General features: G+C 52.6%; 16 protein-coding genes. 5 read left to right on the top strand and 11 right to left on the bottom strand.

Features of this window, described 5'->3' with window-relative positions:
- Positions 1-123: 123 nt before the first annotated feature.
- From MVC73_RS03600 to MVC73_RS03580, 5 genes are all read right to left on the bottom strand, one after another.
- Positions 124-483: a hypothetical protein gene (locus tag MVC73_RS03600; RefSeq protein WP_297506991.1), complete on the bottom strand. Its 360-nt coding sequence runs from the start codon at positions 481-483 to the stop codon at positions 124-126.
- A 16-nt stretch (positions 484-499) separates the two neighbouring features.
- Positions 500-817, bottom strand: coding sequence for a hypothetical protein (locus MVC73_RS03595; protein ID WP_297506990.1), 318 nt, complete (start codon positions 815-817; stop codon positions 500-502).
- 1 nt (position 818) lies between these two features.
- The gene (locus MVC73_RS03590) at positions 819-1,091 is read right to left on the bottom strand and encodes a hypothetical protein (protein WP_297506989.1); all 273 of its coding nucleotides are present in this window, start codon (positions 1,089-1,091) and stop codon (positions 819-821) included.
- Positions 1,092-1,102: 11 nt separating this feature from the next.
- A complete protein-coding gene (locus tag MVC73_RS03585; RefSeq protein ID WP_297506988.1) occupies positions 1,103-1,609 on the bottom strand; it encodes a hypothetical protein in 507 nt (168 codons plus the stop codon).
- Between the two features lie 380 nt (positions 1,610-1,989).
- Positions 1,990-2,592 (bottom strand): adenosylcobinamide amidohydrolase, encoded by a 603-nt coding sequence (locus MVC73_RS03580; RefSeq protein ID WP_297506987.1) that lies wholly within the window; start codon positions 2,590-2,592, stop codon positions 1,990-1,992.
- A 99-nt stretch (positions 2,593-2,691) separates the two neighbouring features.
- On the opposite strand from MVC73_RS03580, the gene MVC73_RS03575 reads away from it, so the two are divergent.
- Together MVC73_RS03575 and glp are read left to right on the top strand one after the other, a co-directional pair.
- The gene (locus tag MVC73_RS03575) at positions 2,692-3,207 is read left to right on the top strand and encodes a MogA/MoaB family molybdenum cofactor biosynthesis protein (protein ID WP_297506985.1); all 516 of its coding nucleotides are present in this window, start codon (positions 2,692-2,694) and stop codon (positions 3,205-3,207) included.
- A gap of 1 nt (position 3,208) precedes the next feature.
- Positions 3,209-4,399, top strand: coding sequence for a gephyrin-like molybdotransferase Glp (glp, locus tag MVC73_RS03570; protein WP_297506983.1), 1,191 nt, complete (start codon positions 3,209-3,211; stop codon positions 4,397-4,399).
- Here the strand turns inward: glp and MVC73_RS03565 are convergent.
- The 3 genes from MVC73_RS03565 to MVC73_RS03555 form a co-directional block, all read right to left on the bottom strand.
- Positions 4,396-4,623, bottom strand: a complete 228-nt coding sequence (locus MVC73_RS03565) for a hypothetical protein (RefSeq protein ID WP_297506981.1) — start codon at positions 4,621-4,623, stop codon at positions 4,396-4,398. The genes glp and MVC73_RS03565 overlap by 4 nt on opposite strands.
- A 376-nt stretch (positions 4,624-4,999) precedes the next feature.
- The gene (locus tag MVC73_RS03560; RefSeq protein WP_297506979.1) at positions 5,000-6,097 is read right to left on the bottom strand and encodes a DUF835 domain-containing protein; all 1,098 of its coding nucleotides are present in this window, start codon (positions 6,095-6,097) and stop codon (positions 5,000-5,002) included.
- 9 nt (positions 6,098-6,106) lie between these two features.
- Positions 6,107-7,150 (bottom strand): hypothetical protein, encoded by a 1,044-nt coding sequence (locus MVC73_RS03555; protein ID WP_297506977.1) that lies wholly within the window; start codon positions 7,148-7,150, stop codon positions 6,107-6,109.
- A 120-nt stretch (positions 7,151-7,270) separates the two neighbouring features.
- Between MVC73_RS03555 and MVC73_RS03550 the strand changes: the two genes are divergently transcribed.
- Both MVC73_RS03550 and MVC73_RS03545 read left to right on the top strand, forming a co-directional pair.
- Positions 7,271-8,554 (top strand): AMP-binding protein, encoded by a 1,284-nt coding sequence (locus MVC73_RS03550; RefSeq protein WP_297506975.1) that lies wholly within the window; start codon positions 7,271-7,273, stop codon positions 8,552-8,554.
- A 57-nt stretch (positions 8,555-8,611) separates the two neighbouring features.
- Positions 8,612-9,862, top strand: a complete 1,251-nt coding sequence (locus tag MVC73_RS03545; RefSeq protein ID WP_297507039.1) for an HD domain-containing protein — start codon at positions 8,612-8,614, stop codon at positions 9,860-9,862.
- On the opposite strand, the gene MVC73_RS03540 is transcribed toward MVC73_RS03545, so the two are convergent.
- Complete coding sequence (locus tag MVC73_RS03540; protein WP_297506973.1) at positions 9,855-10,811, bottom strand: transcriptional regulator; 957 nt, start codon at positions 10,809-10,811, stop codon at positions 9,855-9,857. The genes MVC73_RS03545 and MVC73_RS03540 overlap by 8 nt on opposite strands.
- Before the next feature lie 45 nt (positions 10,812-10,856).
- Here MVC73_RS03540 and MVC73_RS03535 point away from each other — a divergent pair, with 45 nt between their 5' ends.
- Entirely contained in the window at positions 10,857-11,387 is a 531-nt protein-coding gene (locus tag MVC73_RS03535; protein WP_297506971.1) for a GNAT family protein, read from the top strand.
- 9 nt (positions 11,388-11,396) lie between these two features.
- Here the strand turns inward: MVC73_RS03535 and MVC73_RS03530 are convergent, their stop codons facing one another.
- Positions 11,397-12,047: a peroxiredoxin gene (locus MVC73_RS03530; RefSeq protein WP_297506969.1), complete on the bottom strand. Its 651-nt coding sequence runs from the start codon at positions 12,045-12,047 to the stop codon at positions 11,397-11,399.
- Positions 12,048-12,260: 213 nt separating this feature from the next.
- Positions 12,261-14,180 carry a molybdopterin-dependent oxidoreductase gene (locus MVC73_RS03525; RefSeq protein ID WP_297507037.1) on the bottom strand — a complete coding sequence of 640 codons (1,920 nt, stop codon included), beginning with the start codon at positions 14,178-14,180 and terminating at the stop codon, positions 12,261-12,263.
- Position 14,181: the final 1 nt, after the last annotated feature.

Raw genomic sequence — 14,181 nt, 5'->3', positions numbered from 1 at the left:
GTCTTTTAAGGAATGAAGTTACTGAGGGACGATAGTTTCTGCGGTATGCACCAATTATGGACCTGGTGTTATTGGCTCGCATTTATGGCCCCCTCCACTTTATGAACTGCCGGATGTTTTCACTCAACTTTCCAATTTGAGTAATTCTGCCTGCTGAGAAGTAGGCTTTGAAGAGACCCTCTTCCATTGGAAAGCCACACCTCCTATTACCGCGGCAGTACCAAGTATAAGCATCCCCTCCCAAAAGGGCGCGCCTTTAAGATAAGTCTTTATTCCAAGGAGGACAAGTATAATTCCCAAGGCTACTCCAACAAGCCCAGTCTTTTCTGGATTCCTCTGAGCTACTATCTCCACTATTAACAGCGGGATAAAATAAGTCGTCAATGCCATACCGATGGCTAATGTCAAGTTAACCTTGTATCCCCAGTAGTAGCCCAAAAATATGAGGATAAAAAGTACCAAGTACTCCCCTCCCTTTCTCATGGCATCTCACCCCAATCTATACACTGCGATTTATGTTCAGTACAGCACCCCCCAATACTCGGATCTCATATTGCAACTTTCTGAGGTATGCATCAATATGGATCTCATAATTATTGGCTCGCATTTTAAGTCCTGGGGAGTAAGCCAATAGCGTCTTCCTCATCCATCGTTGAAGGGTCAGAATGACGCTCACAGCCACCAGAACGGGCACTGCCATCACGAGAGAAACCTTCAGCTTGGTTTCGTATTGCCAGTTGCTTGTCCACACTACCGAAAGAAGGAGAACCAGAAAACCCTTGGCCAAGGGCAGGCATGCTTTATCTTCGGATCTCATGTCAGGCCCCCCTCATCACCCGGTTCCTAAGATGCTCTCCCCAGATAACTTCGGCTGTCATTATCAAAAGAGCCGCTAGCGTGCCAACTTTGGCATATTCCCAAGCAAGAAGACGGAGTCCGGAGAGGAGCAGAGTCACCGCTATGAAGACTATGATGCCCGTTATCTTTGCCCTTACGTGTCCCTTCCGGGGTTTTTCGTAGAGGTATACAAGCCAAAAAAGCAGAATCGAAAAAAGAGCAGATAAAAAGTTTTTGATAAAGATTTTGTCCATCTCATCACTCCTCAGGGTCCTGGAGTCCACCCCTCGCAGTAGGATCCCCACTGCTGACAGGATTCGTACACACAATACGCACACCATGTTAGAATGCATGCGATGTTGTCCCCGCATATCCCACAGCATTCGGCGGCTTTGATGATATCGAACTTACAGCAGTACCAGTGACAGTCACTCAGGAAGCCACAGTCGGAATCACTCTGGCACTCCTGACTACAGGATTCTGAATCAAGTTTCTTCAGTTTTCCATTGAGATATACAGCACGGATGTTGGCAGTATCGCCTTGATACGAATATTCAACACCCCATATCTTTATTCCCCGTACTGGTTTTGAGAACTCGTAGAGTGCTATCACGTGCTTTCTGTCCTTCAACGGGATTCCTATGGCGAGCATGGTTACTTTCTCGCCGTTATAGTCAATCGTGTGCTTGACAACCTTAACGTGAGAGTAGTCAACATCCCAAGGTTTCGCAAGCTTCCAGAAGTCCCTGCTCGTTGCCAGCTTGAAGAACACGTGAACTTTTGACCAGTTTTCCTGACCCTGCTTACAGGCTTCACAACTGCAAACGGGTTCACGCAACCCTTGACTTCTGGATATTTAGGGTAGCTGACCACGTAGGCTCCGTACGCCCCGATGAGGAGCAAGACCACGAGTATGGCCAGCAGTGCACGCCTCCTCATCGACCCCCCCCAACGGGGTTTTCACTTGAATTATAACAGCTTGTGGTATATAAGCATTATTTAAACCAAAGGTTAACAACCAAATGCATGAGAAAGTTAATTCTCAAACAAATGAAGTTCAACCAAAACTAACCTTCCTCTAGCGTATAACCCGGTTATGCCCCCCCGATACTGTCCGTGTAATTCCCCTCTTCCGCAAACAGGAGGAGATCCTTAAGGGCTATCGCTGGCCCTTCTCGTTCTCTCCCACTTCCTCAAGCTCTCCTCCAAGGCCTGTCTTACTGCTCTTCCGATGTTCAAGCCAAGCTCTGTAGCGGTTCCCGCCCACTCCCTATTTCCTTCAAAGGCGAAAATCCCTATCCCGTCACTCGTCGTTCCCGTTGCATTGTAGCCGAGTTTTAGAAGGGTGTATGTTTTCGCCTCGGTCGCGGTCATTATCGCGTTGGCCATCGCGCCGACCGTTAAGCCATCCTCGATTACGAGGGCGATGTTTATCGTGCCCGGCTTCCATGGTGGAGGAACCTCACCGGCTATCGCCGGGTTGGTTATTCCAGCTGTCACGTAGGCCGTAACCTTTCCGCTTCTGGCAATTGAGAGAACCTTCTCTATGTCCGCGGCGGTCATGAAGCCGACGAAATCCTTCAAGCCGTGCTCCCGTTCGAAGGCCAGGCAGTCAGCTTTGTAGTTGCCGGAGTAGTTCTTGGGAACCATCATGAAGAAGAAGCCTTTGGCCCTGCTTAGACCTCCTCTGTGGGGCGCGTTGCTGAGAACGAGCATAGGCCGTGGGAAGGGCTTTATGAAGTGTCTGAACCTCATGCACTTCCCTTGGTTACGGGGAATATAACCCTTCCCGTTAAACGCTTCCGTTTGCTGAAACATTATTAAGTCCAATTTCAAGTTTACTTGGGTGATAGCATGGGAGTTGAGGAGCACAAGAGGAAGGCACCCAGAACCTTCAGGTTTGCCGTTATAACGGTCAGCGACACGGCCAGCAGAGGGGAGAAGGAAGATAAGAGCGGAAAGTTCCTTCTGGAGGAGCTTGAAAAGGCCGGGCACGAGAGGGTTCTCTACAGGGTCGTCCCCGACGAGAAGATGGAGATAATAGGGGCAGTCGTGGAGGCCTTTAGGGCGGGCTCCGAAGTTGTCGTAACCTCCGGCGGGACGGGTATAGCGAGCAGGGACGTGACGATTGAGAGCCTCAGGCCACTTTTTGACAAGGAGCTCACTGGATTTGGCGAGGTCTTCAGGTTCATGAGCTACGAGGAAATCGGAACATCTGCGATCATGACGAGAGCAACCGCGGGGATAATCAGGAGCTCCGGCAGAGCGATGGCGGTCTTCTGCCTCCCCGGGAGCCTCGGAGCAGCGAAGACCGGGATAAAAATCATTCTGAACGAGGCGGGTCACGTGCTTAAGCACGGGAGGGAGTGAAATGAGGGAGTTCAAGCGCCTCACCCCCTACAGGGAAGCGCTGAAGCTTCTGCTTAACGACATCGAGGAGATAAACGAAGTGGAGGAAGTGCCCCTTGATGATGCCATCGAGAGGGTTCTTGCTGAGGATATCGTCTCACCTATAAACGTCCCGCCCTTTGACAGGGCGGCCGTTGACGGCTATGCCGTTAGGGCAGAGGATACATTCATGGCGAGGGAGTACAGCCCCGTCGAGCTGAAGGTCATTGACGAGATTATAGCAGGGGATGAGAGTAGAGTTAAGGTTGAGCCCGGTACTGCCGTAAAGCTGACCACGGGGGCTAAAATACCAGAGGGTGCAAACGCCGTCCTCATGCAGGAGATGGCGGAGCGAGAGGGGGACGTTATCAGGGTTCTTCGCCCTGTGGCACCGGGCCAGAACGTGGCATTTGCCGGGGAGGACGTCAGGGAAGGTGAGGTAATCCTCAGGAAGGGGCAGGTTTTAAGGCCACAGGACGTTGCATTACTCAAGGCAACCTGCTTCAGGAGTGTGAGGGTAAAGAGGAAACCCCGCGTTGGGATAATCGTTACTGGAAGCGAGCTCATAGAGGAGTTCGACGAGGAGAAACTGAAGGCTGGTAAAATCCTTGAGAGCAACTCGGTGATGCTCAAGGGGCTTGTGAGGCAGTACTTCGGCGAGCCGGTGTTTTACGGTGTTTTGCCGGACGATGAAGGCCTCGTGGGTGAAACTATCTTACGTGCGAAGGAGGAGAACGACCTCGTCCTCGTTACGGGCGGTTCCGCCTTCGGCGATACGGACTTCGCCCACAGGTTCGTTAACCTGCTCTTCCACGGGACAACGATAAAGCCCGGCCGGCCGATAGGATACGGCGAGAGGGTATTCGTTATGAGTGGTTATCCAGTGGCGGTCTTTGCGCAGTTCCACCTCTACGTCAAGCACGCTTTAGCCAAGCTTGTGGGGGCCAGAAACTATGAGGTTCGCGTTAGGGCGAGGCTCAAGGAGAGGGTTCCGAGCCAGCTCGGGAGGGCTGAGTTCGTCAAGGTCTGGTATGAGAACGGTGAGGCAAGGCCAATCAAAAAGAAGGGAAGCGGGATAATAAGCTCCCTCGTCGAGAGCAACGGCTTTATCCTCATCCCAGAGGACAGCGAGGGCTACCTTGAGGGAGAAGAGGTCGAGGTGGTACTCTATTAGTACTCCTCCAACAACTCCTTTAGGTCAGGAACCTTGATGAGTTCCCTGACCTCCTCGGGAAGGAGCTTAATAATCTCCTTTTCCTTTTCGGCTATATCCTGTAGGGTTTCCTCAGCCTCTTTCTTCCGTTTGTCCATTATCTCGCGAAGGGGGTTCTCTTTGAGCCAGGGGATTACCCTGCCGGCATCTCCGCACGGTATATCAACATAGTCCGCTCCTATCATGGCGTTATAATCTATGCCCTCATCCTTAATAACTTTTGCTCTTCAGTTTTTGCACACCTTATGGAGAGGTAATTAAATTTTGGAAACTTTCCAAGAGTTGCTGGAGAACTCTCAAGGTGTGGCCCGCCCGTAACCCCCGCCCCCATCGGTGCCCTTCGGCGAACTCGGGCGGGTTAACCCAGGCGGGCCAGAAGTGTGCCCGGTCTGGGTTTCCCGCGGTCATCGCGCTCCGTAACGCGGAAGGCCCTCCCGCGGGGACCTCGCTGAGACCGGGCTGTAGCCCCCGCATCGCCCCCCGGTTCATTCTCCCCGGGGTCCTCGCGCGGGGGCATTGCTTGGTTCAGAAAAGGTGTATAAAAACCTTGTCAAGTTCGGATTAGCCAAGAAGCTTCCTAAGCTGAAGGTACTTGTGTTCGCTGAGACTCCCCTTTTCGAGAACTATGATAAGAGTGCCTTTGTTAACCAGAATTATGTCCCTGAGTTTTGAGAGGAACTTCATCAGGCTCTCCCAGGAGTTGTAAACCATTAGGTATTCGAAGCAGTCTATCAGGATTATGCCCTTCTTTCCAGCCTTTGATAGGGCCTCAAGGTACTGGTAGCTCAGCTCGGTCATCTTGGCGAGGTTCGTGGGAGTTATCGTTCCCTTGAATTTACCCTCGAAGGGGATTGTCGTGACGAAGTAGGTCTCCCATTTCTCCGGGACGTCTGAGATATCCCTCAAAAATGCCAGAACAGGGACGTCTCTTAAGTGCTCCCTAATCTGGGGGTAGTCCCTTGTATCGACTATCATCACACCGGGTTTGAGGTCGAGTTCGACTTCACCGTTGGGGCCGACTACTTGGAACGCCTTGGAGGACGTTAACTTTATCATAGCCCAAACCATGAGAATTATCAGCACTGTTGACAGCGTAAAACCAGCAACCTTGTAGAGCTCTGTTTTACCGAATATAGCCGCGGGAATCAGGTGCAGACCAAAGAGTATAACCCCTATGGAGAGGTACTTAACGGCACTCTTATATATTTCCTTGACCTCCCACAGCAACATCCCACCGCTAACGACGAAGACCCCGCTTATTCCCAGGGACGAAGCTATCTTGGCGGTCCAGACGGGGTCCCCGGTGTAGTAGTAAACCGAGAGCATGTATAGCATGAATGCGGGGGGCATCGTTGCGAAGAGGGATAGGGTTCTGTGGCTGACGCTCAGGGATTCTTCCTCAAGGAACTTCACTGAACCATAGAGAAGGAGACCCCCAAAGGTTGGAAGCGACAGGAGACCGATGGCCTCGATAAGGGGCTCGTTGGGTTTCATAGACGCAACGACAAAGATCAAGTCAAAGACCCATGCCAGCGAGAAAGCGAGTGCCGACGTTCTTCTGTTCTGGAGGTACACCCTAAACACGAGAATCGCGGCCGTTATATCGGCCAGAACAACGGCGATAAATTCAGTAACCAGCAGGTATTGTACCCAGCTCATGTTCCCACCCTACCTGAGGGGGTTCCCAAAGCCCTCCCACTTAAAGGGCCCTGAAGGGGGAACGCGCTCTGCCGTCTCGTTCTCAAGTTTGACCACAAGAACCTCGGGCCTGGCGATTATGAATGCGTTCTTACCCCTCTCCCCCCTCTTCACAATCCGAACTTCGTCCTCCACCTTGACCGGAAATATTAGGGTGGTTGGATAATTCGGGTAGTAGTGGAACTCTCCCCTCCGGTGAAGACCAACGATATCACCGAAGAGGTAATAGCCGTAGAGCGGGACTATCCGGGTTTCCCTGAAGGTCTCCTCAAGATAGGTTAGAAAATCCTGGTTTACACCAACGCCACTCACTATTGCGGTCTCTATCCCGTCGCTGTAGTCCTCAAAGAGGGTCATCAGCTGGGGAGCTGTCCTCACGGTGTTTATCCTATCCCTCTCCATAACCCTGTGAGTGTACCTCACAAGAGGATCAAGCAGTCTCAGAACCGCCTCCAAACCCTGTTCCCTCAGAACCCTCTTCAGACCTTCGGTTTCCATTCCGATGAAGTAAAGAACACCTCCGTAACTCCACACTAGCTCACTTATCTCGTCCTGGTACCAGCCGTATGGACCGTGGGCTATGGCGCGCATCTGATGGTCACTGTAAGTTGAATCGAGATGGTAAAGCTCGTCAATTGCCCTCCTTAAATACGGGAGGAGAACCCTTAGATAGTTGGCATCCCAGTGGCCGATTGCCCTCTCCCTCGTCGTTCCCGAAGACTGGTAAAACCTTATCCTTCCCGGGTAGTTGTCGGGAACGAAGTCGAGCCAGTTGGCCCGCAGGTAGTCCTCATCAACGGCAAGTCCAGAGTTAAATATGTTTTCAAAGATTCTCCTGATGTTCCCTTGGAAGATTTCATCCAGATCGGGCTTAAGGCGTCTCGCCACGCTTCTCCAGTAGGGAGTTCTCTCGAAATGAAACTCAAAAATCCTCCTCAGATAGTCCTTTGTGAATTCCTCAGAAACACTCAGTGGATTGTCTTCGATTACAGCAGTAAGGGAATCGTACATCATGATAGGTTATTATGGCGAACTACTATAAAAGGTTTATCCGGGAACTTCAGTGTTCGGTGTGCATGGAATTCCGTTAAATATTAATAGAATGAGGTTTGAAACATTAACAGGTGGCCTTCTATGGGATTGGTAATGGGAAGGATTGACCGGGAAAGCGTGGGGGACTTCAGGTACACCCTGAAGAAAGCCCTAGAGACCACTCCTTTCTGGAGGGAAAAGTTTGATGGAATTGACATTGAGAGCCTTAAACCTGAGGATCTGGAGAAGCTTACCGATAACGTTGTCATAAAGCCCCACGACCTCTACAACACCGAGTCCGTGTGGCCGGACTACATCAGAGAGAGGAAGGTCTTTCATGCGATTATGAGAACCAGCGGAACCACAGGGAAACCAAAGAGAATACCCTACACGAGGGACGATAAGGCCAGAACCGCCAGACAGGTAGAGGAGTGGATAAGAGAGTACATGGACAAAGGCGACAGGATAGCGTCGTTCTTTCCCCAGCTCCCATCGTCGTCGGGTGTCTTTGCCCTTGGGAGCTTCGAGTTCCTCAACGTCAAGAGCGCCTATTACCAGATCCCTGTAAGATATCTCCTGGACAAAAAGCTCCTTCTCAGGGAGCTTGAGGACATCCGTCCAACTGCCCTCTTCTGCCTCACGGCCACCGCTTACAATCTCGGCCTGACCCTTCCTGAGTCAATAAGGAACGACATTCAGACCCTGGTGGTTGGCGGTGAAACTCTCACACCAGAGCTCGCCAAGGCGACCCTTGAGCTCTTCCCGAATGCAGTCATCATTGATAACTTCGGTTCAACAGAGGATGATATAACTGGCTATCGTGTAATAGAGCGCAGAAAAACGTTCCCGTTCCAGTTTAAGGAATCGATACTGGTTCTCAAGGACACCGGCGACAGCTACGAGAACTACAAGAGGATTTACATAACCAAGGTTATGCGCGAGGGTGAGCTGACGGGGTTGCCCCTCTTCAACTACGACATTGGAGACCTCGCGAGGGTTGAGAACGGTGAGGTGAGGAACATAATCCGCCTCAAGGACGTCATAAGCCTCGCGGGAGCAAAGCTTCACATAGATCAGGTCATGGAAATAGTATATAACCACCCCGATTTAGTGGACTTCGTGATAATCTACTACCCGCTTTCCCCACAGAACCCCAAGCCGAGGGCAATCATAAGGGTGGCCTATACAGGGAAGAAACCGGCCGGAATCGAGGACGAAGTCCGGGAGATGATATACGAGGCCAACAATCCAGTTCGCTATGAGGTCGAGGAGACGGGTCAGGCGGAGTTAATAATTGAAGCGGTCCCCGCGGAAAAGCTCAGGGAAGGACTTCCTGTGAAGTTCGGCAAGACACAGAGAATATACATAGCCGGCAAAGGTTCATGAATTCTTGTCATATCGCCGAAAACTTATTTAAAACTCTTCTCACATTTTCAGCGGGTGATGGTTGTGAGAGGTAAGATAATCCACGACGCAATTCATGGCAGTATGCGGGTCTCGGGTATGGTTTTCGACATCCTTAAGACGCCGGAGTTTCAGAGGCTGAGGCACATCAGACAACTCGGCTTAGCTTACATTGTCTACCCCGGGGCCAACCACAGCAGGTTTGAGCACTCCCTTGGAGCATGGAACCTGGCGAGAAGACTCTCAGGGGAAGTTGGTCTGAGCGAGGAGGAGGGGATGCTCCTTCAGGCTGGTGCCCTGCTTCACGATATAGGACACGGCCCCTTCAGTCACACCTTCGAGAGCATCTACAAGCACTACGTCAAAGAGCGCGACCATATGCGCCTCGGTCAGGACATAATAACCGGGAGGATAAACATAACAGAGGAAGAAGATGGGGGAAGAATAGGGGAGATACTTTCAAGCTACGGCCTTGACCCGAAGGAGGTCGCGGAGCTTATACTCGGCAGGGCGAAGAGGCCTTACCTCGGCCAGATGCTCCACGGGGGCGTTGACGTTGACCAGCTCGATTATCTCGTTAGGGATGCTCACTACACGGGCGTCGCCCACGGCATAATAGACCTTGAAAGGCTCCTTAAGGTGCTGAGGATACACGGCGACGAGCTCGTCGTTGACGAGAAGGGGATAGAGGCGGTTGAAGGTATGATGGTGGCGCGCTCGCTGATGTATTCGAGGGTTTACTTCCATCACACGGTTAAGATAGCTGAGGGGATGCTCACCCGGGCCCTTGAGTTTGCCCTTGAGGAGGGCCATCTCTGGGATTTCTGGAAGATGACGGACTGCAGGGTTCTCGTTGAACTTGAGGACCTGGAGGGTCTCCCTGCGGAGCTCGTGAGGAGGGTAAAGTACAGGAAGCTCTACAAGGCTGCGGTAATGGTCAGCGCCGAGGAGCTGAGCGCGGAGGAGAAGCGCGAGTTGCTGACGGCGTACAAAAACGTTAGGAGAAGGCAGGAGCTTGAGAGGAGCCTCTCAGAGGCCGTTGGAGCTGGCGAAGGCGAGGTAATCCTTGAGTTCAGCATAGCGGACTTAATGCTTAGTGAGCCCAGGCTTAAAGAGACCGGTGTGAAGGTTCTCCTCGAAAACGGTGAAGTTCAGCCCCTATCAAGGGTTACCCCTCTGGCCAACGCGCTCAAGAGGAGGCAGACCCCCCGCTGGGCGGTGTTGATAGCCTCACCCGAAGAACACGCAAAGAAGCTGGAGGAAGTCTGGAGGCGCGTTCTCTTCAGCTGAAGAGCCGTGCCTTTATCTCCTTCTTGAGCTCCTCTATCAGGTTTATCAGCTCGTCCGCATCCCTGACCTCGCGGAGGCTCTCCTTCGGGATGAGCGGGACACTGTCAACCACCTCGGTCTTAGTCTTCTCAAGGATGAAGACGCCCTCGGAGTTTATTATCCTCCCCACCTCTGCTACCATCTCTGCCCTTCTGACCGTTGAGGAGGTCTTCTTCTCGTCTATGCCGGTAAGTATTCTGAACTCGTCGCCCCTTGAGACCGCGTTGAAGGGGGCCTTCTTCACCTTCACGAGCCCGAGCCCCAGTGCCCTGAGACGCTCGAATATCTCCCTCTCCAGCGGGGTCTCGGGCTTCAGGTCAAGCTTTGCCTCGACCTTCGCGTTGAGAACGTCTATCGGCTCCACCAGGGGTTCGTCAAAGATGTCCTCAAGGAGGAGGGCCACGTCAAGCGAGACCGCCTGCTCGCCCTTTTCATAGTTGAGGAGTGTCTTCCTTGAGACGCCCAGAAGGCGGGAGAGCTCGCCCACAGAATAGCCGTGCCTCTCCCTCAGCTCCCTCAAGAGCTTCCCGTTTATCCTGACGTAGAGGCCACCGCGCTCCGCGAAGACTGCCGGTAGCTCGTTTTCGACGAGAACATCGTAGAGGGTCTCGGGTCGGAGGGCATAGATGCCAAAGCGCTCGTAAACTACCCCCTCCTCAAGCTCAGCGTTCTTGCTCTTCAGCCCGACGATTATGGGGGAGGCGTTGAAGAACCTGGCGAGCCTCTTCAAATCTTCGGCCTGCTCCTCGGTGACCGTGTCTATGTTGGTGACCACCTTCACGAAGAGGAGCGTGAGCGTCCTGCTCGCCACGAGGTCAAAGCAGGACCCGCGAAAGTCCAGTCTAGCCGTTTTGTATCCAGCGCCTCTGAGTACCGTCTCCACAGCCTTGATAAGCCTTTCCCTGTCCATCGAATTTAAATAGGAGTACGATGTTATAAAGTTAAGGTGTTCCCGATGAGACCCCTCGTTCTTAGGGGCGAGCTGGTGTCCCTTTCGGTCCCCGTCAAGGAGGATATAAAGCGGGCGTGGCTCTGGTACAACGACCGTCAGGTGAGGCTCTTCCTGACAAACCCTGACGGAATCTTATTCTTTGAGGACGAACTCGAATGGTACGAGCAATTGAGGCGTGAAAAAGAACGCAACAGGGTTTTTGCAATCGTTGAAAACGCAACATCATCGCTCGTCGGCTTTCTCGGCCTTCACAAAATAAACCACCGCGATGGAAACGCGGAGCTTGGCTATACCATAGCCAGGGAGCACTGGGGGAGGGGATATGCCACAGAGGCGGTAAAGCTCGCTTTAATTTACGCCTTCGAGTGGCTCAACCTCAGAAAGGTCTACGCAAGAGTTTACGAACCCAACGTTGCCTCAATCAGAGTCCTTGAAAAGAACGGCTTCGAGCTCGCCGGCAGGCTGAGAAAACACCACTACGTTCCGGGACACGGCTTCGTTGACGAGCTGATATACGAAAAGTTTAGAGAATAGAAAAGAAGCTCACTCAAGCTTCTTGTAGCAGAACCACCAGTCGTAGCATTCGATCTCGCCCTTAGCCTTGGCCTCCTCGCGCTGCTTGACCTCTTCGATGGTGCTGGCCGGCGGGACGATGACCTTGTCGCCGATGAGCTCGTTGTTGGGCCACTTGTGTGGCAGGGCGACGCCCTTCTCGGTGCTTATCTTGAGGGCCTTGACAAGCCTGAGGATCTCGTCCCAGTCCCTGCCGACCTCGGCCGGGTAGTAGACGATGGCCCTTATGATGCCCTTGTCGTCGACGATGAAGACCGCCCTCGCGGTTATCGTTGCTCCGCTGGGTATCATGCCAAGCTTGTCGGCGAGGTCACCGCGGTCGTCGGCTATAACCGGGAAGGTTATCTCCTCGCCGAGGTTCTCCTTTATCCACTCCATCCACTTAATGTGGCTGAAGACCTGGTCAACGCTCAGTCCGATGGGCTCGACGCCGAGCTCCCTGAACTGATCAACCCTCTTCTGGAGGGCGTAGAACTCGGTCGTACAGACCGGGGTGAAGTCTGCGGGGTGGCTGAACAGCATGAACCACTTGCCCTTCTCGGCGAAGTAGTCCGGGAGCTTTATCACTCCGTGGGTGGTCTTGACCTCAACTTCCGGGAACTTTTCTCCTATGACGACCATCTTTCATCACCTCTCATTTTTTTGTGTCGTCTTCACTATAAACCTGATGGGTTCGAATATATAAGGTTTTCGGTTCGTTTTCCTTCATTTTTCTGTCGGCTGTGCAATACCTTTCAAAGTTCTTTGAAGTTTGGACAAAGATCATCCGGTAATAACCGTCGCTATGGAAATCAAACCGGAAGGAATTTGAAAAAATAGAAGCTTTTTCCAACTCTATTTGCCGTTAGGTTTCATAACTTCGACCCACGTTGAATGGTACGCTGAGCCGTTTCCATATCCTTGAACAGTTTCATCCGTTGTCAGAAAGTTGGCGTTCCATCCGAGTAGCCTAACCCAGAAGGCCTTGTAGAGCAGGACAACACCGGCGGGAACGTCTTCGTTCAGCTTTGCCCTCGTCCGAACTCTTCCGAAGTCGTTAAGGACCTCTACCACCTCGCCGTCTTGGATGCCCCTTTCTCTCGCATCGACCGGGTTGATGTAGAGGTTAGGGTCTATCATTCCATGGGTGTTGTGGTACTGGCTCGTTATCGTCATCCTGTGGGTTGGGGTGAGCAGCCTCAGGGGATATCTCCCCTCGAACTTTCGGTACTCTGGAAAAGGACTCAGACCGCGCTTAACAGCTCTTCGGGAGTAGAACTCTATCTTCCCGCTCGGCGTTTCCCACTTCCTCGGCCTTTCCGGAACTTTGACGAAGCCCCTCTTTCTAAGCTCTTCCCAGCTCAGCCCGTTAATTTCCAGGACTTTTCTTATCACTTCCTCATCGCTCTCGTAGAGGTGGGGGTTCTCTATCCCGAGGGCCTTTGCCAAAAGCCTTGTAACCTCACTGTTGCTCTTTCCGTATAACTTTGCAACTGGCTCGTTAAGGGCCACGTAGCGGTGGTAGTAGCTGTCGGCTATGTCAAGCCTCTCGAAGAAAGTGTTTGCCGGCAGGACGACGTCCGAGTAGAGCGCCGTATCGGTCAAAAAGAGGTCGTGCGTAACCACGAAGACTTCACTCTCTTTCAGGGCTTTTCTCAGCCGGTTCTGGTTCGGCAGGCTCGCGAGAGGATTGGAGTTGTAGACGTAGAGGAACCTTATTTCCCCGCGCTCGATGTACTCGGCAAGCTTCATCTGGGGAATCCGCTTAGTGGGCTTCCTCCTCAGGAAGGCTCCTTCCGCGTAGCTTTTATCTATCGTCTTCATGTCGTAGATGAAGCCGAAGCTGTGACCCACTAGAGCCGGGAGGATGGCTATAGCTCTGACCGCTTCACCCCCGGCCAAAGAACGCTGGAAGCCGTAGCCGATGTGGATTATCCCTTTCTTTTCGACGTAGCCTCTGGCGAACTCCTCGATTTCATTAACGCTCAGACCCGTCTCCCGGCTCACATAATCAAGCGATAACCTTTTTACATAATTCTTGAATTCCTCAAAACCATAAACGTTTTCGCGAACGAAAGCCTTATCATAGAGCCCCTCCTCGATGAGAACCTTCGCAGCACCAAGGGCAAGTAGAACGTCCGTGTCGGGCCTTATCTGGAAGAACCTGTCGCTCCTCTTGGCGGTCTCCGTTCTAACCACATCCACCGTCCATATCTCAAGGTTGTTCTTCTTGGCCAGCATGAAGCCGTGGAGGTTCGTCCAGAATGGGTTTATACCCCAGTAGACGATTAGCCTCTGCTCTCCCAGCTTTTCCGGGTCGAGGCCTACGGCTGTGCCGTAAACGTCCTTCAAAGCCTCCTGCCCGGCCCTGTCGCAGATGCCGTAGTCGAGGATAGCAGTGTTGAGGTAGTGAAAGAGCCTGAGCGGGAAGGCGTAGTTGACAACCCCCCTGTCGCCGGCGTATTGATAGACGAGGATGCTCTCGCTCCCGTAGTGCTCGATCGTCTCCCTCAGCTTATTCGCGACGAGCTTTATCGCCTCTTCCCAGCTCGCCTTTCTGAAGTCCCCCTCACCTCTCTCGCCCGTTCTGATGAGCGGGGTTCTCAATCTGTCCCGTGAGTGGAACCACCTTGGCAAAAGCGCCCCCTTCGGACAGAGGAAGCCAGCGGTTACGGGGTGCTCCGGGTTTCCCCTGACTGCAAGCCTTCCATCCTTAAACTCGCTTATCATGGAGCATGTGTCATAGCAGTCGCGCATGCAGACCGAGAACGGCATC

Origin of the sequence: Thermococcus sp., assembly GCF_027052235.1 — an archaeon.
Classification (GTDB): Archaea; Methanobacteriota_B; Thermococci; order Thermococcales; family Thermococcaceae; genus Thermococcus.
This window is presented reverse-complemented; position numbering and strand designations above follow the sequence as displayed.